The sequence below is a fragment of the Pseudoalteromonas sp. SWYJZ12 genome, assembly GCF_015864395.1.
GTDB classification, from domain to species: Bacteria; Pseudomonadota; Gammaproteobacteria; order Enterobacterales; family Alteromonadaceae; genus Pseudoalteromonas; species Pseudoalteromonas arctica.
On the sequence record NZ_JADYXH010000003.1, the window covers coordinates 81,031 to 101,263 of the forward strand.

Sequence of the window (20,233 nt, forward strand, 5' to 3'; positions counted from 1 at the left end):
ACTATTTAATTTAGCGAGGCTTAACTATCGCCGCTGTTTTAGCCAAGGCATCATTATCTAAAATTGTAATAAATTTACCCTCTACTTTAATTAAGTCCGCTTTTTGAAAACGACTTAATAAACGGCTAATCGTTTCTACAGTTAGACCTAAGTAATTACCAATTTCGCCACGAGTCATTGTAAATCTAAATTCTTTACGCGAGAAACCACGCTCACCAAAACGCTCCGACAAGTTATAAATAAAACTAGCTAAGCGTTCCTCTGCTGATTTTTTATTGAGTAATAGCAGCATTTCTTGATCGTATGTAATTTCACTGCTCATTAAGCGCATTATTTGTTGGCGAAGCTTTGGTAATTTTCCTGATAGTTCATCAAGAGTATCGAATGGGATTTCGCACACCATTGACGTTTCAAGTGCTTGCGAAAAACTGGGATGAGTCATTTTACTTATTGCGTCAAAACCAACTAGGTCGCCCGCTAAATGAAAGCCGGTAATTTGCTCATCACCTCGCTCCGATAACGTGTACGATTTAAATGAACCAGAACGAACTGCATAAATAGCCTGTAAAGGTGCACCTGATTCAAATAGATAGTCGCCTTTATGGAGTGGTTTTTTTCGCTCAATAATTTCGTCAAGCTTGTCCATTTCTTGGCCATTGAGTGAAAATGGCAAACACAATTGACTAATACTGCAGTTATTACAGCTAATAGCACAATTACCTTTAGCGCGACTTTGAGAGAAATCCATAATTTAATCCGTTTAAATTTTTATACACGACTGCAAAATAACCTTAAAGGTTAATAATGCGAATAGATTAATGTACCAGTTTGTCAGTTGCAATAATCAATAAGTAGATACCATACCAAATTATAACACTGCCTAATACAATTCGGGTCCATGGATGGTTAATAATCGTATTTAGTTTTTGCGCGGTAACGCCTAATGTGATCATCGCGGGAAAAGTACCCAAAGCAAAGCAAAGCATAACTAAGGCACCGTCAAGGGCACTTGGGCTAGTCATCGCCCATGTAAGCGCTGAGTATACAAGTCCGCATGGCAGCCATCCCCACAAAGCACCGTAACCTAGGGCTTTAAAAGGAGAGTTAATAGGCATTAAATATTTATTTAGTTTAACAATGTGTTGCCACACCAAGGTTTTGCCTATTTTCTCTAACCATTGCAAAGTAGGGCCCAAGCGCATTATATACACGCCAACGAGGAGCATAAAAATAGCTGCAATGAACGAAAGTACTAAAGAGAAGGAGGTGTTTTGCCTTGCAAATTGGCTGCTAATACCAGCAACAAGTGCGCCTGCTGCCATATAGCTCAGTGCACGTCCAATATTATAAGCAAATGAATAGGTAAATGTTTTACGTTTGTCACTTGCCAGTTGTAATGAGCTTACAATACCACCACACATAGCAATGCAATGACCGCTACCGATTAGTCCCATTAAAAATGCGCTGGTATAAAGAGGGTCAATCATTACTTTTGTTATGTTGCTCTTTGTCATCTTCAAACAAAATACTATGACCTTGCTTGTTTAAATCCGAAAACTGCTCGCTTTTCACTGCCCAAAAGAAAACACCAATAGCAATAATGACGAACAAAATGGCGATAGGGATCAAAATGTAAATTATGCTCATAACTTTAATAGCCTTAGTGAATTACTAATCACAATAATTGAGCTGGCAGACATGCCAATAACAGCCATCCAAGGAGCAACTAAGCCCAACGCTGCCAGTGGTAATATTGAAGCATTATACAATAAAGACAGCGCAAGATTTTGCTTAATAATACGTCTGGTTTGTTTTGCTACATTAAGTAAGTGACCAATGGAGGCTAAATCGCTATTAAGAAGCACTACATCGGCGCTATTTTTTGATATGTCTGCACCGGTTTCCATAGCAATAGATAAGTGCGCACTGGCAAATACCGGGCTGTCGTTTACACCATCACCTACCATTGCAACCACTTCGTTTTGTGAAGACCATTGCTCAACGGCGGTTTGTTTATCTTGTGGAGAACATCCAAATTGCACACTTTCAAGTTTAAGTTGCTTAGCTACTTTTTGCCCAGCATCTGACGCGTCACCGGTTAACATGTGACACGTTAAGTTTTGCGATTGAAGTGAGTCTATAAGCTTTTTAGCATCGCTTTTCACTTTATCAACAAAGTAAAAACGTGCAACAACTTGCTTATTTATATACAAGCTCGCTTGTGCATTCGATTTTTTGCTATTAAACCAACCACTTTTACCAATTGCGTAATGATTAGTTGCATCTTGTGCGCTAATTCCCAGCCCTGGATGTACTTCAACGTTATTAAGACTGCGGTGAGCTGGCGTAAACTCATCAAATGCACTGGCGATAGGGTGCTCAGAATAACGTTCTAGCATGGCTGCCATATCTAGCACTTGCGCTTTTGTATATTGTTTATCGATTATATCTACTTCATCAAGGCTAAATTTACCTTGCGTAAGTGTGCCTGTTTTATCAAATGCAAATAAAGTAATTTGTGAGAGCGTTTCGAGCACATGCGCTTGTTTTATTAATACGCCTTTGCGGGTAAGCGTTGCCACCGCACATGTAAGCGCGGTAGGTATGGCTAAACTCAGGGCACACGGGCAGGTAGCAACTAAAACCGAAATAGTGATCCAAAATGCGTGTTCAGGATCAATTTGATACCAGCCAATAGCTGTAAGTGAAGCAAATATAAGCAGGCACGCTATAAACCATTGCGCAACTTTATCTGTAATTTCAACCAGTTTAGGGCGCTTGGTTAATGCGTTGTGTTGCAAGCGTATAATTTGATTTAAAAGTGTATTTTGACCAATTTTATTAATTTTTATTTCAATAACGCCGTCGTGGTTAACGCACCCGGCATAGACATTATGGCCAATAAACTTTGTAACGGGTTGATGTTCCCCCGTCATCATTGATTCATCAACCGTAGTTTTACCTTTAATAAGCTCGCCATCGGCAGGAATTGTTTCGCCGGCTTTAATAAGTACTACGTCATTAAGTTTTAGTTTTTTGGCTGCAATTATAAGCTCTTCGCCACTTTCGTTAATAGTGCGGGCTGTTAATGGCAATAATTTTTGTAAATTGGCAGTAAACTCGCTCGCTTTTAAACGCGCTCTAAATTCAAGATATTTACCTAATAACAGTAAAAAGGTAAACATACACACAGATTCAAAATATACTTCGCCGACTTGCATAAATGTGGCGTAACAACTTGCACCAAATGCGCCAAAAATAGCCAGTGATACGGGTAAATCCATATTGAGCTGTTTTGCTTTTAAGCCATTTATAGCATTGGTTAAAAAGGGCAGTGCGCTATATAAAATAACCGGAGAGGCCAGTACCAAGCTGATCCATCTAAAATACTGCTCAAAGTTACTGTCCATGCCTGAAAACATGCCAAAGTACATGGCGAACGCAAACATCATTACTTGCATGGTCATTAAACCAGCAACACCTAAGCGGCGAATATAGGCTTTGGCAGTTTGTTGCTTTTGTTGAGCTTCAATATCTGATTGAAACGGGTAGGCTTTATAACCAATTTTAGCCAAAGAAGTAATAACTTCACTCAATGGGGTGGTGGTTTTGTCCCATTGAATCATCGCGCGGTTGGTAGATGTATTTACATCAACTCGTTTTACAGTGTTTAAGTTTAAGAGTTGCTTTTCGATTAGCCATGCACACGCTGCGCAGGTTATACCTTCCACGCTCAACAATACTTCTGAGATATTATCGTTAGTGGCTATAAATTCGTCTTGAATGTCTTCGTTGTCGTAACTTTTTATAAATGCGAGTTGCTCAGGTACTAGCTGTTCGACCTTTCCAGCACGAACCGTTCGGTATTTATAATAATCGGTCATACCTTGATCAACAATATTTTGCGCAACAGCTTGGCAGCCAATGCAACACATTGGCTGAGCTTTATCGTCAATTATAACGTTTGCGCTAAATCCGTTTGGCACACTTTCAAGGCAATGAAAGCAAGAGTTAGACATAGTTATTACTACTTATAATTAGGAGTAACTAAAACGGTTTGTTCAGTTGGTAACGTTATATTTTCTTTCATTTTCCAACTGCCATCTATTGGCTCAATAAATACTGAATAGGCGCCTTGTGTATACTCATTAAGTAATGCAGTAAATTCCTGATTGGCATTAGGAGTAAGTGTTGCTTCAAAGTCATGCGCTTTAATGGTGCGATGATAAAACGAGAGCTTTAATACATGCACGTTACTGCTGTCGCCTTTTGTAAACTTAAAGCTTACACGCTCGTTGGTTACATTTAATTCGCCATGTAAATAAAGTGCTTTTGCTTTTTCAAACTTAGTCAGTTCTAAGTTTATTGCTTTACCTTTTTTGTAGTAGTCGTCAACAACCATATCTGGACCGTTACCTATTGCCGTAATAAATAAGCTAATACAGCCAATAATGGCAACTAACGGAAAAAAGATTAAAAACCAAGGCCAAAAATTTTTATACCACGGAGTAGGTTGCATAGTGTCTCTAAAATTAGTTTAGGAAGCGTTATTTTATAGGAATTATACGTAAAAGACTAAAAAAAAGCCTCACAGTGGAGGCTTTTTTGATCTGGATTAATCTATTGAATTAAATAAATTAATTTATAAACATTTTATTAACCGCGTGCTTATTTATCTTGCGATAAACTGTAAACATAAGCTGTTAATAAGTGAATTTTATCTTCACCTAAAATGTCTTTCCATGCTGGCATTACACCGGCACGGCCGTGGTTAAGTGTTTCTTCAACAGCACGTTTGGAGCCATTGTATAACCAAATGTTATCAGTCAGGTTAGGTGCTCCAGGAGATACCCCGGATACCATTATATTATTAGCAACAGACCCTTTACCATCAGCGCCATGACATGCAGCACACATCATTGCAAACTTAGCGGCACCTGCGTCTGCGTCTTTTTGGTTAACAGTACGACCAGAAAGGCTCAGCACATGTGCTGTCATTTCTTTAACGCCTTGTTCGCCAAGAGCAGGACCCCAAGCTGGCATTGCTGCGATACGACCATAAAGAAGTGTTTCTTTAATTTTGTCAGGTGTTCCGCCATATAACCAATCTTTATCAGTTAGGTTAGGGAAGCCAGTACCACCACGTGCATCAGAGCCATGACATTGCGCACAGTTTTGTGAGAATAAACGCTGACCAATTTCAATGGCTACTTGGCCATCTGTTTGCTCATGTTTATTACCATTATCAAGTGCTATTTGCTGTGCAGCATCACCTTCAAATTTAGAACTAACTAAATCTAAAACGGGTACTTGTGCAAGTTTATTAAAAATAGGACCAAAGCGTTCTTCTGCAGCTTCGTACTCTTTATCAAGTTTTACAAAGCGACCATCCGCTTTTGCCTCTGCAACTGCTTTTTTAGACTCAGCTAAAGACGTAATACCTTGGTTAGAACTAGTCCATTTACCTAAACCTTCCCAGTTGCCTAAACCTGGGTAAGCTGCAAGGTAATATACTGACCAAATAAAAGTTGCGAAAAACATGTACGTCCACCATTTTGGTAGTGGATTATTTAGCTCTTCAATGCCGTCAAATTCATGTCCACAGCTTTCACCTTCTTTTACGCCAGCATAGTTTTTTAAGTTCCAAACTAATAAGCCAAAGATGATGCATAAGCATGCAAGGGTTAATACAATAACCCAAATACTCCAAAAGCTAGTCATTTTTCAGACTCCTTTTCCTCGTTAGAGAGCGTGTTGTCATGTTTTTTTTCATCTTCAAAAATGGCATTAGCAGCGCTGTCAAAACGAGTTTTGCTTCGCTTGCTATATGCCCATGCAACAATCACAATAAACAATACTAAAATTACCAGAGTCAAAATACCTCTGTATGTTCCGTAATCCATAATTTTTTACTTCAAGTGGGTACCAAGTTGCTGTAAATACGCGATGAGAGCTTGGATTTCTGTTGCGCCTTTGCCATCATTCATAGCATTAACTTTATCAACATCTGCTTGAAGCTCTGCATCATCGCCATAACCTAAACCCGGATGTTTTGGGTTTTCTGGGTTAATAGCAAAAGTATCACGGAAAAGTTGTAGTTTTTTCAGAGTAAGGCTTGTATCAACCGTATTCTCTGCTAACCAAGGAAAGCCTGGCATGTTTGACTCAGGAACCACAGCACGTGGATCAACTAAGTGAGCATAATGCCAATCGTCCGAGTAGCGCTTACCAACACGAGCCAAGTCAGGACCAGTACGTTTAGAACCCCATAAAAACGGATGATCCCATACTGATTCGCCTGCTACAGAGTAGTGACCATAACGCTCAACTTCATCACGAAAAGGACGAATCATTTGTGAGTGACAGTTAGAACAACCTTCACGTACGTAAAGGTCGCGGCCTTCCATTTCTAAAGCGTTAAGAGGGCGTAAACCCTCCACTGGTTTAGTTGTATCGTCTTGAAACATTAGCGGAGTGATCTCAACTAACGCGCCGAAGCTAATAGCAAAAACAGTCAGAATAGCCATAAGGCCAACGTTCTTTTCTACTATTTCATGTTTGTTTTGTGAATTTTTCTTGCTCATCATCTCACTCCGTTATGCTAATTGTGCTTGCGCGTCTAGTTTCAGAGATTCTTTCTCAGCTGAAATAGTGCGGTAAACGTTATAAGCCATAACTAACATACCCGTTACGATGAATACACCGCCTACAAAGCGCATGATATAGAAAGGATGCGACGCTTCTAAAGACTGCACAAAGCTGTACATTAATGTACCGTCAGCATTCACTGCACGCCACATTAGACCTTGCATTACACCTGAAATCCACATTGCAACAATGTATAAAACAACACCTACAGTGTGTAACCAGAAGTGGGTATTAACCAATTTAACGCTATACATACGACCTTGCGCGAATAACGCAGGAATTAAGTGGTAAATAGCACCAATTGAAATCATAGCAACCCAACCTAGTGCACCTGAGTGTACGTGGCCGATTGTCCAATCTGTATAGTGAGATAACGCATTTACAGATTTAATTGCCATCATTGGACCTTCAAACGTAGACATACCGTAGAAAGACAATGAAACAACTAAGAAGCGTAGTACTGGATCAGTACGTAGTTTATGCCACGCGCCAGATAGCGTCATAATACCGTTAATCATACCACCCCAAGACGGTACAAATAGGATAATAGACATAACCATACCTAAACTTTGCGTCCAATCAGGAAGCGCTGTGTAGTGAAGGTGATGAGGACCAGCCCAGATATATAATGAAATTAGAGCCCAAAAGTGAACTACCGATAAACGGTATGAGTACACTGGACGACCTGCTTGTTTAGGTACAAAGTAATACATCATACCCAAGAAACCAGCAGTAAGTAGGAAACCTACAGCGTTATGACCGTACCACCACTGAACCATAGCATCTACGGCACCTGCATAGATTGAATATGATTTAGTTAACGACACAGGCACTGCCATGCTGTTTACAATGTGTAGTACTGCAACAGTAATAATAAAGCCAGCATAGAACCAGTTAGCAACATAGATGTGCGACACTTTACGCTTAATCAAAGTACCAAAGAATACAATAGCGTAAACAATCCAAACCACAGCGATTAAAATATCGATTGGCCATTCAAGTTCTGCATATTCTTTTGAGCTAGTAATACCTAACGGTAGCGTTATTACTGCTAATACAATAACTAGCTGCCAGCCCCAAAAAGAAAAGGCGGCGAGTTTGTCTGAGAAAAGACGCGTTTGACAAGTACGTTGTACGACGTAATAAGACGTCGCAAAAAGTGCACTGGTACCAAATGCGAAAATTACTGCGTTCGTGTGTAACGGACGTAGTCGAGAGTAAGTTAACCATGGTGTATCAAAGTTAAGTGCTGGCCAAGCTAATTGGGCAGCAATCAGAACCCCAATACTCATGCCAACGATGCCCCAAATCACTGTCATAATAGCGAATTGGCGTACAACCTTATAGTTATACTCAGTTTGTGATGCTACTGTTTGGCTCATTTTCTGGCTTCCGCTGCAATAAATGCGTTTAGAAATGAATTACCCACCTTTAAAAGTGGGGCCTACTATTTTCTCAAGCGTGTTATCTAAAACTTTCAATACATGAAAGCTTCAGAAAAAAAAACTTGAGAAACCCTTATTTTTTGCGGGTGAAATGATAAATTTTTTGGCCTAAAAAAGATAGGTCAATTACATAAAATTATGACATCAATCAATGTTTGTGAGCTTGTTGTTTATTTTTTGATACAGTTTGTGCCTAATTTGGCTTAATAGTAACACTCGCACTTGTTATTTGCAGTCGCGATTATTAGTATTTGTTTTTCTTTAGTGCGAAATTGTTATGCTTATATATAGATTAAGTTTATTCACGGCGGTATTTTTTTTATTAACAGCGTGTGATTTTTCTAAAAATACAGATGAAAAATTTCTTAAAAACGAGCAGTGCGAAGCCAATTTGCCTTGTACTTTTTCAAATGATGTTAAAGTATGGTTAAGCGAGAAAACCCTTTCCCCCGAAACCCCATTTACTATCTTTAGTGACTTACCTGTGAACGTTACAATTGAAGATGCCAAGCTTAAAGGCATTACTATGTATATGGGTTACATTCCTCAACAATTTAAACAACACAATGGCCTGTGGCAAAGCATTACCATGGTTGGCATTTGTTCTGAGCAAAATATGCTCTGGAATTTGGAACTAACCGTTAAAGATAATGCCACTTCTGTAATACAAACTCTCAATTATTCTTTTTACGTAACGTATTAAAGTTGCGCCAGCAAACTCTTGCATACAACTTACATTTTTGATGTGAGTTCGTTTTCTTATACATACGATTATTTGAGTGACAAGATCAATAAAATTGCCTTTTTAGGTTTTGATACTGATAAAGCTTCAATGGTGAATGAGTGCTCTCAAAAAGTTCAACTTTAATTGCGACTGAATAAAAAATCTAATCAAAAAACGTCTTAAAGTAGCTAAATCAGACTATTTAATCGCTAAGCATGCATAAATATGGTTAGTAATTAACATTTAGTTTTGCGGTTTTAATAATGCACTGTGATTAACTTGTTAATTTATCTAAATTTGGTACATCATTCGATTAATTACATTTAATTACAAAGTGATGCGGTTTGATTTCATCTGTATTGCTTAGTTGTTTATTTATACTCAAAGCCTTGATATAAGTATGTATTTACTTGTTAACAATGAAACAAGTTGTAACGTATGTTCCTAATAAAGTTATTCTATTTTGTTGTGATATATAAAATAAACAGCCGTTAAGTTTTCGTTCAGTTAAAGACGCCTAAGTTGCCCGCCTAACTCACTATTCTTATAACAAGTGAGCATTACCAATAAAGGTAAATTTCAACAAGTAGGGTTCTTTCATGAAAAAATCAACTCTTGGTTTAGCTGTCATTGCAGCGATCCCAATGTTCTCTAGTGTGCAAGTTTTAGCGGCAGACGAAGCTGCAAAATCAATCGAAAAAATTCAAGTGACGGGTTCTCGTATTAAGCGTTCTGACATGGAAACCGCTAGCCCAGTTACACTCATTGGTGCAGATGAGATCAGAGCTTCTGGCGCTACATCAGTTGATAGTGTGCTTCAGCAAATGACCGCCACTGGCGGTGCAATGACTAACCCTGGCGTTAACAATGGTTCAGGTGGTAATGCATCTATTAACTTACGCGGTTTAGGCTCACCACGTACTTTGGTACTTGTAAATGGCCGTCGTATGATCAATTCAGGTACTGGTGCAGCATCTACTGTTGATTTAAATACGATACCAGTTTCAATGATTAAGCAAATTGAAGTACTTAAAGACGGCGCTTCAGCCGTATATGGTACAGATGCTGTTGCTGGTGTTGTAAATATTATTCTGAAGAATGATTTTGAAGGCCTTGATTTAAACGTAAACACTGCAATGACGTCAAAGCACGATGCAACTGAAAACTCTATTGACTTTACAGTGGGTACTTCATTTGATAAAGGCAATATTGTCTTTGGTGCACAATATACAAATCGTGGTGAAGCAAGCCAAAGTAATCGTGATTTCTCAAGCTGTCCAATACTTGAAGATGAGAACGGTTTATATTGTGGTGGCTCTTCATTCAGTGAAGGCGGCCATATTCAAAGCAATTTGACTGCGCCCATTTTGAATGAAAAAAATGAAATTGAACAAACTGGAGTTGCTAATGATAGTGGCTTGAGCGGGTTAGGTGGAAGTTTACATCGTTACTCAACAGCTGCCGATGCATATAACTACGCAAGTAGCAGTTACTTATACACACCAATGAACAGATTAAATATTACAGGTCTTGGAACGTATGAAATATCTGATGACACAAGCTTTTTTAGTGAATTTACTTACACTAAGCGTTGGTCAGAGCAACAGTTAGCACCGCAACCAATTAACTTTGCATTTGATTACGACCCTAGCACTATGGGTGACAGTCTGTTAGGACAAACCTACGACAAGCGCGAAGTTGCAAATAACGCATTTGTAAAGGATGCTGATGGTCAGTATGTGACAACAGCTACAAACTACGCTGCTGGTGATCCAATTAGCTACCGTCGTAGAATGAGTGAAAGCGGTACACGCAATTATTCTCAAACAGTTGATACTGTCCGTATTGTAGTTGGTGCCGAAGGTGTAATTGATGATTACTCTTGGGATATTTCAGCTAACTTCGGTCGTAATGATTCAGTAAGTAAAACAAGTAATCTTCATAATGTTTCGTCTCTAACAGCAGATGTAGAAGCTGGAACATTCAATCCTTTAAGCGAAGCTGATTGGGCTCAATCTAACGTAAGTCAATATATTTACAAAGAGCAAGAATCAGGTGGAAGTCAATTATTTATTGTATCAGGCTCTCTTTCAGGTGAACTGTTCGAGTTACCAGCTGGCTATGCTGCGTTTGCTGCAGGTGTTGAGCACCGTCAAGAAAAAGCATGGCAGGATCCAGATTCAATAGCTGCACAAGGCCTAGGTAACGACCCTCGTATTGATCCAACAAGTGGTGGTTTCAATGTAGATGAAGCATATGTAGAATTTGCAATCCCATTATTGGCTGATGCTCCTTTTGCCGAAAGTGTTGAGTTAAGTGCTGCAATACGTGCGTTTGACTACAGCACATTTGGTTCAGATAATACTTGGAAGCTAGGTCTAACTTGGCGCGTAAATGACGAACTAATGCTACGTGGTGTTCGCTCAACAGCCTTCCGTGCACCTACAGTAGATGAGCTATATTCTGGTAAAGCCATATCTTATGATTCAGTTGATTACGATGGTGCTGATAACCAGGCTGAAGTAACAGTTGGTGGCAACAGTAACTTGACTCCAGAAGAAGCAGACACACTAACGTTTGGTGTTGTTTATGAGCCACAATGGCTTGACGGCTTTTCAATGACTGTAGATTACTACGATATTGAAATCGAAAACGCTATTAGCAGTTACACGAGCCAGTTCGTTGTAGATCAGTGCATTAACCCTAATGGTACAGGAACTACACTTTGTGACAATACAGGTGCTTTTCTTCGTACAGATGGTCGAATTGTATTTAATAACCAGTTACGCAATATCGGTTCAGAGAAAACATCAGGCATAGATTTGAACTTAAAGTATTCATTTGATGCCTTAGGCTTAGCATGGAAAGCAGGCTTAGATACAACGTATTTAGATGAATATGTTGTTGATACAGGTGCTATAATTGACTATCAAGGTTATATTACAAATGGTAGTGGTGGTTATGCTGACATTAAATCAAATCTTCACTTAACAGTAAGTGGTGATAGCTGGGATGCTACTTACGAAGCACGTTACGTTGCTGGGATGGATAGCTTTACTTGTAGACTTGATCAGAGTGAATGTGTAGCACCAACGACACCATCAATTGTATATCATGATATTAGTGGTTCTTACGTGGTTAATGACTTAGTAACTGTCTCTGCTGGTATTAATAACATGTTTGATAAAGAGCCTCCGTACTACACAGGTAATTACGATTCAAATACTGATCCGTACACTTACGACACATTAGGTCGTCGTTTATTTGCTGGTATCAATATTAAACTATAATAACTAGCACATTAATCGTATTAAGGCTCAGTATTTACTGAGCCTTTTTTATTGAACAAAACAAAGGAGACAAGTACACTAAAACGATATTTTAGAAGGAGAACTGATTGTTAAAACAAGATGAAAACTTATCTTTTGTCATTGAACCAGAGCTAACTCCTCGTTCTGAACAGCGCATAGATCTGTATTTTTCTATCCCTAATGAAATGGGGATTAATCCGCAAACGCTTACCGAAGAATCTTACTTTAATAACCACTTTAAATCGCATTTAGCCTACAATGCTAACAATATACACTTGCCATTAGTACGAAGCCGTTTTGTTAGTAAAAACAAAGGTGAGCAGCAAGATTACCGTCAAAACCTTAATTTATTTTGTTACCAAGTGCGTTTAGCCCTTGATGCCGACATTAAAGACGCGTTAAAAATTGATGAAGCAGAAGACTTTTATAAACGCGCTAACGAAGTATATGAACAAAGTGAAGGACTTTTAAAAAAGCTGCGTCGCTACACGCCAGATGACGAAAAACTACTTCCATTTTTTACCAATGCGGACAACTATTTAAGTTGGCATGTCGAGCAATCATTTTTAAAGCTTTTAGATGAAGGCCCACGTAGTAGCGATTATGCAAAAGAGCGTAACGATTTACTGCAGTTTTGTAAAAACGAAAATACGTACCGAGCAGAGAAAAGCTACAATTCTGAAACCACCATGCAAGACGCAAATCGAATAACAAATAAAATGCGCTTGTTACAACGTTTAATTGAGCATGGCGTTATATTACAGCGCCAAACGCGTTTTCTTAACAGCTACCTTAAACGATTAGTTAAAGGCACTGTAACAGCTGTTATCATGGCATTTGTGATGGTTGTGATACTTAATGCCCGCTCAACGTTTACTGAAGTCACCGCGACGCTTATTTTAATTTTGGGGGTCATTTACGGACTACGTGAAATATTTAAAGAAGACATTACACGTATGATCTGGCGAGCTATTGTACAAGGGCGACCTAAGTGGCGATTTAGTTTTAAAAATAGTATTACCAAAGACAAAATAGCGAGTCAGCTAATTTGGCTTGAATACACACGCTTTAAAAAAATACCTAAAGAAGTTAGATCTATTTTTTCAAAGCGTCGTCAGCAAAATAAACAAGCCGCGCAGTGGTTACACTTTGCAAGTGAGACACGTGTTAGTGCAAAAGAATTTTTACCCGGTTACGATACACTGCAACAAACACTGCAATTTAGTCTTGCACCATTTGCGCGTTATTTAAAGCGTGGTGAAGGGAAGTTATATCATTTAGATAGTAATAAAATTTCTAAGCAGGCGGTTGAACGGCGCTATCAACTTAACATGGTGCTTGTGCTAACTGAGGAAGATAGAACACTCTACCAACGCTATAAAATAACGTTAAATCGTAGTAAAATCGTTAATATTGAGCTTATTTACTCCAAAAAATGAGTTAAAAAAGGGCTGATACAATCAGCCCCTAATATTTGGTTAGTTTATTTATCAGCTAAGCCATGTCTGCTATATAAAGTTACTTTGTCTGATACTAGCGTGATCTCGATATTTTTTGCTTCGTCGCCCCACACACAATTAGTATGCAGTGTTTTTTCAACACAATTATCTGCACTTCCCAAAATGGTTTCAACTTCAGTCTTGTCCATACCTACTTTGATTTTTTCGTAACTCTCAAGACTTACCTTAGAACAAGCCGCAAGGCTTAGTGTAGCTGCGATGATAAGGAGTTTTTTCATTGTTATATCCTACTTAGTATTAATGTTTGAATTTTCTGATTTGGACGATCATGCCCATTCGTGGGTGGTCAAAGTAATGTACTTCACCACTTATTACACGTCTAAACTGAGAAAAGCGGGCTGACTCTATATCGCCATTTTCTAGTTTTTGGCTAATATCAAAATTAGCTGTAATGTATAAATAATGTCGTAAGTGTATTTTAAATAAACCGTCTAGTTCCCATTCTGCTTTTGATTGGTTTGGGTCGTTAAACAGTTCAGGTTGTGAGTTTAATAAACTTACAAAATCAGGATTTGAATAGCTAGGGGTTACGTTGGAATCACTTTTAAGGTGTTTACCTGCTATTAAATGCATACTTGGAGCACGCGATTTACTTGCGCCTTTAAAGCGCCAGCCAGTATGTAGAATAGGTGTTAATCCTTTGCGATCTAGCTGTCGGTACTGCGCTTTAAATTGCAGTTGTTCTGGCGCTAATAAATAAGTTTGCTGCATATCATCTTTAGCGGGTGCTAGAGGTGTTACAGGTAGCTCATCGTAGCTTTGTAGGTAGTTTGTACTGTCACCGCATACACCCGATTGTGGGTTTGAATTAACTAATGAGTCGGTAAAAGAGCGTTTTTGAAAACGCTCATCACCATCTATACAGGCTTGCATTGCTTGCTCTGTATAAAGAGGGGTCATTAAATCTAGAGAGTTTTTATCCTCAATAGCTTTGTGCTTAAGTGTAAAATCTTCTTGCAAATAGGGAGCAGGGCGCTGCTTAAATACAAGCACCTCAACCTCAAACCAGCGTTCTGCAAATGCAGTGCTGCTAAACAAGCAGCATAAAATAACTAGCGATTTTTTTAGCAACATTAATGGCTAACCTTTTTTTCGAAATCTGCAATCATTGCAGTGACCATTTTTAAGCGTTCGCGGGCATTTGCCTCACTAATTGCAAAGCGCAGTTTATTTGCGCCATCCATTTTGTAAACCTTAGGTGCACTTTGTATCAAACCAATGATGAAGCTAGGGTTAACCTTGGTATCTTGGCTAAACTCAAAGTAACCACCTTTTGGGTTTGCCTCAATTTTAGTTATACCTAAATTACTAGCCTTCATTTTTAATAATTGTAGGCTAAATAGGTTTTTAGCAGCATCAGGTAGTAAACCAAAGCGGTCTATTAGTTCTACCTGTAGTTCATCCATATCATCAAGGTTAGCACAACTTGCAATGCGCTTATACATACCCAAGCGTGCATTAACATCGTGTATGTAGTCATCAGGTAATAATGCAGCCAGTTTTAAATCTACTTCGGTTTGTTTTTTAAGTAGATTTTCAAGCGTTGGCTCTTTTCCTTCACGTAGCGCATTTACGGCTTGCTCAAGCATTTCCATATATAAACTAAAGCCGATTGTTTGCATTTGACCTGATTGATCGTCGCCAAGTAACTCACCAGCGCCACGAATTTCTAAATCGTGTGTAGCAAGGGCAAAACCCGCGCCTAAATCTTCCAATGATTCGATTGCTTGTAAGCGTTTACTCGCGTCTTTAGAGAGTGCTTTAGGGTCACCTGTGAGTAAATAGGCATACGCTTGATGATGGCTTCGACCAACTCGTCCACGTAATTGGTGTAATTGCGCAAGGCCAAGTTTATCGGCTCTATCCATAATAATGGTGTTGGCTGTCGGTACATCAATACCGGTCTCGATAATCGTGGTACATACCAGCACGTTGTATTTTTGATGATAAAAGTCAGTCATTATTTGCTCAAGCTCTTGCTCGCGCATTTGACCATGGGCTGAGGTGACGCTTGCTTCAGGGACCCATTCACTAATTTCTTGCGCAACACGGTCAATAGTTTCCACATTGTTATGCAAAAAGTAAACTTGGCCACCGCGTTTAATTTCACGTAGTACAGCTTCGCGTATTAGTTCTACATCGCGTTGGCGTACGAAGGTTTTTACCGCTAAACGTTTAGCCGGTGGCGTTGCGATTATTGATAAATCGCGCATGCCGCTCATGGCCATGTTAAGTGTACGCGGTATTGGCGTTGCAGTTAGTGTGAGTATGTCTACATCGGCACGCAGGGCTTTAATTTTCTCTTTTTGACGAACACCAAAGCGATGCTCTTCATCAACAATGAGTAAGCCTAAATCGTTAAATTTAATGTCATGCTGAATAAGTTTATGTGTGCCAATAACTATATCGAGCTTACCGTTTGCCATTTTTTCAAGCGTGTCTTTTTGCTCTTTAGTGGAGTTAAAGCGCGAAAGTACACCAACTTCAATAGGAAAATCAGCAAAACGATCTTTAAAGTTTTCATAGTGCTGCTGAGCCAGCAAGGTGGTAGGCACTAAAATTGCCACTTGTTTATCATCGTTAACCGCTACAAAAGCAGCGCGCATGGCCACTTCTGTTTTACCAAAGCCTACGTCACCACACACTAAGCGGTCCATGGCTTGCTTTGATTGCATATCACCTAACACCGCTTCTATGGCGTTGCGCTGATCGTCAGTTTCTTCAAACGGGAAGCTATCGCTAAATTGGCGATATGCAGGGGCGTCTAGAGTAAACTTATTACCGGGTTTTGCTTGGCGCTGTGCATAAATGTCGAGTAATTCTGCTGCTACATCGCGAACTTTTTCAGCCGCACGTTTTTTTGCTTTTTCCCATGCATCTGAGCCAAGCTTATGCAGCGGGGCGCTGGCTTCTTCACCGCCAGAGTAACGACTCAGCATATGCAGTGCAGACACTGGCACGTAAAGTTTAGCTTCACTTGCGTAAGTAATCGTAACAAACTCAGTAATTACACCTGCGGCATCAATTGTTTGCAAACCTTGGTAACGCCCAACGCCATGATCGAGATGCACAACAGGTTGGCCTTCTTTAAGCTCAGCTAAATTACGGATTAGCGCATCTTGGCTGGCTTCGTACTTGTGCTTGCGGCGTCTGCGCTGAGATACTTTTATACCAAGCAGTTCTTGCTCGGTAATAATAGAAAGGCTTGGTTTAGTACCAAGTACAACACTTTGTTCAAGCGGGCTTACTATTAAACCTACATCACTCGCGCTTTTTGTAAATTGTTCGAGTGTTTCAAATTCTTTAAATTTTAAACCGCTTGGCTTTAGAATGCTCAGTAATGATTCGCGACGACCATCGGATTCAACACTTAATAAAATACGGCCTTTTTTCTTTTTTTGCTCTGCTACATAATTTATAAACGCGGCATAAGGTTCATGCTGCTTATGATCAATTCGAATAGCAGGCAGCTCGCTAACGCTTAAGTTTTTATTGCCCGCTTTAGTACCAAGCTTTGCAAGAGATAAACGAATACGTGCAAAATTGCCTAAATTAGAAAACAGCTCTTCAATAGGCTGATAAAGCGCATTAGGTTCAAGTAATGGACGAAGTGGGTCAACTCTGCGGTTCTCATAGCGTACATTTACATCGTGCCAAAAATTATCTGCTGCGTGCTCTAAATCACCTAGTTGCATAACAGTTGTTGTATCTGGCAGGTAGTCAAAAATAGTCGCTAGCTTTTCAAAAAACAACGGCATGTAGTATTCGATACCAGCAGGCCAGTTACCTTTGCTTACTTGCATATATACAGAGTCTTGCTGCGAGCTTGCACCAAATTTTTCGCGGTAGCTTATTCTAAAACGTTCAATATCAGCGTCGTTAGTAGGAAATTCATGCGCTGGAAGTAGCTCAATTTTATCTACTTTTTCATCAGAACGCTGCGTTTCTACATCAAATAAGCGAATTGTGTCGAGTTCGTCATCAAAAAAATCGAGTCTAAATGGATGCGGGCTGCCCATTGGATATAAGTCAACGATAGAGCCGCGTATAGCGTATTCGCCGTGCTCCATTACTTGTTGAACATTTAAATAACCAGCTTGCTCTAAATTGTCACGAAAGTTATGTGTGTCTAGCTTGTCGCCCACTTTAAAGTTTATTGTTGAACCGTAAATAAACGAGGCCGGGGCTGTGCGCAACATTAAGGTAGATACAGGCACAATTAACACACTTTGTTGTTCTTTTTTTAAGGTATTTAAAGTGGCTAAACGGGCTGAAATAATATCTTGATGGGGAGAAAAGTGATCGTATGGCAGAGTTTCCCAATCAGGAAATACCATTACTGGGTTATCGGGTAATAAATATTCTAATTCTGTTTCAAGGCGTAGTGCGCTTGGTGTATCAGGTGTAACAATCAAGACTAAGTTGTCTTGTTGTTTAACGCCTTCAGCAATGGCAATACTTAAACCACTTCCGCTTAGCTGGCCCCATTGAATTTTATCTTTATGAGATTTTACCCAAGGCAAGGCTGCCCATTGCTCAAACGCCATTTATTACTCCATTTATAGTTGGCTCTTAGCAAGTAAGAGCCATCTTGAGTTAAGTTTACTTAGTCTCGGTATATTTTTGTTAGGTCTTTATAGTGATCAATTCGTCGGTCACGCAAGAAAGGCCAAATACGTCTTACGTTTTCTGAGCGTTTTTGATCAATTTCAACCACTAAAATTTGTTCATCAGTATTATTAGCCTCTGCTAATAATTCACCTTGTGGGCCTGCAATGAACGAATTTCCCCAAAACGCAATACCATCGCTTTGCGCACTTGGGTCACTTTCATGGCCGACACGGTTACAGCTAATTACCGGTACACCATTGGCAACAGCATGGGCACGCTGACTAATAACCCACGCATCTTTTTGACGAGTTTGCTCAGCAATGTCGTCGTTAGGATCCCAACCAATAGCGGTTGGGTAAATTAACACTTCAGCGCCTGCCATTGCCATTAAGCGGGCAGCTTCAGGAAACCATTGATCCCAACATACTAGCACGCCTAATTTACCCACCGAGGTTTGAATAGGCTCAAAACCGATATCACCTGGGGTAAAGTAGAATTTTTCGTAAAAACCAGGGTCATCAGGAATATGCATTTTGCGGTATTTACCCGCAATACTGCCATCTTGTTCTAATACAACCGCGGTGTTGTGATAAAGGCCCGTAGCGCGTTTTTCAAATAAAGAGGCCACAATAACAATGCTTAGCTCTTTAGCAAGCTCACCTAAGGCGTTACTGCTAGGGCCTGGAATGGTTTCGGCTAAATCAAATACGTCAACATTTTCGGTTTGGCAAAAATAGAGGCTTCGGTGTAGCTCTTGAAGCACAACCAGTTTTGCACCTTTTTGAGCGGCTTCACGAATGGCACTCATCGATTTTGCCATATTGTGCTGAGCGTTATCGGTATTGCTTTGTTGCACTAACGCAACGGTTAATTTTGCAGGGCTTGTCATTGTGCTGCTCCAGCTAAAAATCCACGAGGTAATTGCATTGTAATACAGTGCAGGCTGCCAAATTGTTCAATTATTGGTTGGCAATTAACGCCAATAATAGTGTGTTGTGGGTATGCTTTTTGAACTTGTGCTAGAGCACGTTCATCATTGGCATCATTATACGTTGGCACAAGCACAGCATTATTAATAATTAAGTAGTTAGCGTAGGTAGCCGGTAAGCGTGTTTGCTCATCGTCATAAGCGGCTTTTGGCCACGGTAACTCAATTAAGTTATATGGGGTGTTATCGGCAGTTTTAAAGGTTTTTAGTTGTTTTTCCATTGCATCAAGTGCGCTAAAGTGCTCATCAGTTTTATCGTCACACTGCACATATACAAGGGTATTATTTGGAGCAAAGCGCACTAAGGTATCAATGTGGCTGTCGGTGTCATCACCCGCTAAATAGCCATGATCAACCCATAAAAAACGTGTTGCTCCCAAGTGCTCTTTTAAAAGTATTTCTATGTCAGCAGGGTTTAAATCTGGGTTACGGTTTTTGTTAAGCAAACATTCGCTGGTTGTTAGCAACACACCATGCTCGTTTATTTCAATACCGCCACCTTCAAGTACCATATCGAGCGCTTGATATTGGTTGTTTGTGCTACTTAGCTCTTTTACCAAAATACGATTAATTTGATTGTCTAATGCGCTTTCAAATTTATTGCCCCAACCATTGAAAGTAAAATCATATACTTTTAGTTGCTCTGGTGAATCAATAGCGGCGCAAGTAAGCGGACCATGATCGCGCGCCCAGGTATCGTTGGTAGGCGTTACTACAAAATGAACACGATTAAGAGAGATGTTAGCGCTATTTAGCAATGCTGTAATATGCATTTTTAAGGCACTGTTATGCGCCACAATAACAAGCTGTTGCTGCGTTGTTATATGCTTAGCAAGCTCAATATATACAGGTTCTACACGTGCTAAGTTGTCGGCCCAATCGGTGTCTTTGTGAGGCCATGTAAGCATAACAGCGTCTTGCTCGGCCCATTCTGGTAAAAGTCTAAAGTTCATGAATTTTATATACTAATTAAGATGACGCTAGTT

Annotated in this window: 17 protein-coding genes; 3 read left to right on the forward strand and 14 right to left on the reverse strand. The window is 39.7% G+C overall.

Features of this window, described 5'->3' with window-relative positions:
- Positions 1-10: 10 nt before the first annotated feature.
- The 9 genes from I6F42_RS04770 to ccoN form a co-directional block, all read right to left on the reverse strand.
- Entirely contained in the window at positions 11-748 is a 738-nt protein-coding gene (locus I6F42_RS04770) for an FNR family transcription factor (RefSeq protein WP_007585636.1), read from the reverse strand.
- A 67-nt stretch (positions 749-815) separates the two neighbouring features.
- Positions 816-1,487 carry a sulfite exporter TauE/SafE family protein gene (locus tag I6F42_RS04775; RefSeq protein ID WP_010554057.1) on the reverse strand — a complete coding sequence of 224 codons (672 nt, stop codon included), beginning with the start codon at positions 1,485-1,487 and terminating at the stop codon, positions 816-818.
- The gene (gene ccoS, locus I6F42_RS04780) at positions 1,480-1,647 is read right to left on the reverse strand and encodes a cbb3-type cytochrome oxidase assembly protein CcoS (RefSeq protein WP_002963071.1); all 168 of its coding nucleotides are present in this window, start codon (positions 1,645-1,647) and stop codon (positions 1,480-1,482) included. The genes I6F42_RS04775 and ccoS overlap by 8 nt, the downstream gene beginning before the upstream one ends.
- Positions 1,644-4,019: a heavy metal translocating P-type ATPase gene (locus I6F42_RS04785; RefSeq protein WP_010554058.1), complete on the reverse strand. Its 2,376-nt coding sequence runs from the start codon at positions 4,017-4,019 to the stop codon at positions 1,644-1,646. Before I6F42_RS04785 ends, ccoS begins: the two co-directional genes overlap by 4 nt.
- 8 nt (positions 4,020-4,027) lie before the next feature.
- Positions 4,028-4,519 carry a FixH family protein gene (locus I6F42_RS04790; RefSeq protein ID WP_010554059.1) on the reverse strand — a complete coding sequence of 164 codons (492 nt, stop codon included), beginning with the start codon at positions 4,517-4,519 and terminating at the stop codon, positions 4,028-4,030.
- 149 nt (positions 4,520-4,668) lie between these two features.
- On the reverse strand, positions 4,669-5,721 hold the full coding sequence (locus tag I6F42_RS04795) for a c-type cytochrome (protein WP_010554060.1): 1,053 nt from the start codon (positions 5,719-5,721) through the stop codon (positions 4,669-4,671).
- Positions 5,718-5,903 carry a cbb3-type cytochrome c oxidase subunit 3 gene (locus tag I6F42_RS04800; RefSeq protein WP_010554061.1) on the reverse strand — a complete coding sequence of 62 codons (186 nt, stop codon included), beginning with the start codon at positions 5,901-5,903 and terminating at the stop codon, positions 5,718-5,720. The genes I6F42_RS04795 and I6F42_RS04800 overlap by 4 nt, the downstream gene beginning before the upstream one ends.
- 6 nt (positions 5,904-5,909) lie before the next feature.
- A complete protein-coding gene (ccoO, locus tag I6F42_RS04805; RefSeq protein ID WP_010554062.1) occupies positions 5,910-6,584 on the reverse strand; it encodes a cytochrome-c oxidase, cbb3-type subunit II in 675 nt (224 codons plus the stop codon).
- A 12-nt stretch (positions 6,585-6,596) separates the two neighbouring features.
- Entirely contained in the window at positions 6,597-8,030 is a 1,434-nt protein-coding gene (ccoN, locus tag I6F42_RS04810; protein ID WP_007585649.1) for a cytochrome-c oxidase, cbb3-type subunit I, read from the reverse strand.
- Positions 8,031-8,370: 340 nt separating this feature from the next.
- Here ccoN and I6F42_RS04815 point away from each other — a divergent pair, with 340 nt between their 5' ends.
- The 3 genes from I6F42_RS04815 (at position 8,371) to I6F42_RS04825 (ending at position 13,567) form a co-directional block, all read left to right on the forward strand.
- On the forward strand, positions 8,371-8,796 hold the full coding sequence (locus I6F42_RS04815; RefSeq protein WP_197151213.1) for a hypothetical protein: 426 nt from the start codon (positions 8,371-8,373) through the stop codon (positions 8,794-8,796).
- Between the two features lie 620 nt (positions 8,797-9,416).
- Positions 9,417-12,107 (forward strand): TonB-dependent receptor, encoded by a 2,691-nt coding sequence (locus tag I6F42_RS04820; protein ID WP_010554064.1) that lies wholly within the window; start codon positions 9,417-9,419, stop codon positions 12,105-12,107.
- Positions 12,108-12,214: 107 nt separating this feature from the next.
- On the forward strand, positions 12,215-13,567 hold the full coding sequence (locus I6F42_RS04825) for a hypothetical protein (RefSeq protein WP_007585662.1): 1,353 nt from the start codon (positions 12,215-12,217) through the stop codon (positions 13,565-13,567).
- Between the two features lie 44 nt (positions 13,568-13,611).
- Here the strand turns inward: I6F42_RS04825 and I6F42_RS04830 are convergent, their stop codons facing one another.
- The 5 genes from I6F42_RS04830 to I6F42_RS04850 are packed head-to-tail and all read right to left on the reverse strand — an operon-like array spanning position 13,612 to position 20,200.
- A complete protein-coding gene (locus I6F42_RS04830; protein ID WP_197151214.1) occupies positions 13,612-13,866 on the reverse strand; it encodes a DUF3862 domain-containing protein in 255 nt (84 codons plus the stop codon).
- A gap of 19 nt (positions 13,867-13,885) precedes the next feature.
- Positions 13,886-14,722 carry a peptidoglycan binding protein CsiV gene (locus tag I6F42_RS04835; RefSeq protein WP_197151215.1) on the reverse strand — a complete coding sequence of 279 codons (837 nt, stop codon included), beginning with the start codon at positions 14,720-14,722 and terminating at the stop codon, positions 13,886-13,888.
- Positions 14,722-18,195, reverse strand: a complete 3,474-nt coding sequence (gene mfd, locus I6F42_RS04840; protein ID WP_197151216.1) for a transcription-repair coupling factor — start codon at positions 18,193-18,195, stop codon at positions 14,722-14,724. Before mfd ends, I6F42_RS04835 begins: the two co-directional genes overlap by 1 nt.
- Before the next feature lie 59 nt (positions 18,196-18,254).
- The gene (locus tag I6F42_RS04845) at positions 18,255-19,148 is read right to left on the reverse strand and encodes a carbon-nitrogen hydrolase (protein ID WP_024608294.1); all 894 of its coding nucleotides are present in this window, start codon (positions 19,146-19,148) and stop codon (positions 18,255-18,257) included.
- Positions 19,145-20,200, reverse strand: coding sequence for an agmatine/peptidylarginine deiminase (locus I6F42_RS04850; protein ID WP_169043473.1), 1,056 nt, complete (start codon positions 20,198-20,200; stop codon positions 19,145-19,147). Before I6F42_RS04850 ends, I6F42_RS04845 begins: the two co-directional genes overlap by 4 nt.
- Positions 20,201-20,233 lie beyond the last annotated feature (33 nt).

Coding starts and splice junctions, on each gene's coding strand:
- ccoO (WP_010554062.1), bottom strand. CDS start 6,584: ATGAGCAAGAAAAATTCACAAAACAAACATGAAATAGTAGAAAAGAAC.
- I6F42_RS04845 (WP_024608294.1), bottom strand. CDS start 19,148: ATGACAAGCCCTGCAAAATTAACCGTTGCGTTAGTGCAACAAAGCAAT.
- I6F42_RS04815 (WP_197151213.1), top strand. CDS start 8,371: ATGCTTATATATAGATTAAGTTTATTCACGGCGGTATTTTTTTTATTA.
- I6F42_RS04830 (WP_197151214.1), bottom strand. CDS start 13,866: ATGAAAAAACTCCTTATCATCGCAGCTACACTAAGCCTTGCGGCTTGT.
- I6F42_RS04835 (WP_197151215.1), bottom strand. CDS start 14,722: ATGTTGCTAAAAAAATCGCTAGTTATTTTATGCTGCTTGTTTAGCAGC.
- I6F42_RS04795 (WP_010554060.1), bottom strand. CDS start 5,721: ATGACTAGCTTTTGGAGTATTTGGGTTATTGTATTAACCCTTGCATGC.
- I6F42_RS04770 (WP_007585636.1), bottom strand. CDS start 748: ATGGATTTCTCTCAAAGTCGCGCTAAAGGTAATTGTGCTATTAGCTGT.
- I6F42_RS04850 (WP_169043473.1), bottom strand. CDS start 20,200: ATGAACTTTAGACTTTTACCAGAATGGGCCGAGCAAGACGCTGTTATG.
- mfd (WP_197151216.1), bottom strand. CDS start 18,195: ATGGCGTTTGAGCAATGGGCAGCCTTGCCTTGGGTAAAATCTCATAAA.
- I6F42_RS04785 (WP_010554058.1), bottom strand. CDS start 4,019: ATGTCTAACTCTTGCTTTCATTGCCTTGAAAGTGTGCCAAACGGATTT.
- I6F42_RS04820 (WP_010554064.1), top strand. CDS start 9,417: ATGAAAAAATCAACTCTTGGTTTAGCTGTCATTGCAGCGATCCCAATG.
- ccoS (WP_002963071.1), bottom strand. CDS start 1,647: ATGAGCATAATTTACATTTTGATCCCTATCGCCATTTTGTTCGTCATT.
- I6F42_RS04775 (WP_010554057.1), bottom strand. CDS start 1,487: ATGATTGACCCTCTTTATACCAGCGCATTTTTAATGGGACTAATCGGT.
- I6F42_RS04790 (WP_010554059.1), bottom strand. CDS start 4,519: ATGCAACCTACTCCGTGGTATAAAAATTTTTGGCCTTGGTTTTTAATC.
- ccoN (WP_007585649.1), bottom strand. CDS start 8,030: ATGAGCCAAACAGTAGCATCACAAACTGAGTATAACTATAAGGTTGTA.
- I6F42_RS04800 (WP_010554061.1), bottom strand. CDS start 5,903: ATGGATTACGGAACATACAGAGGTATTTTGACTCTGGTAATTTTAGTA.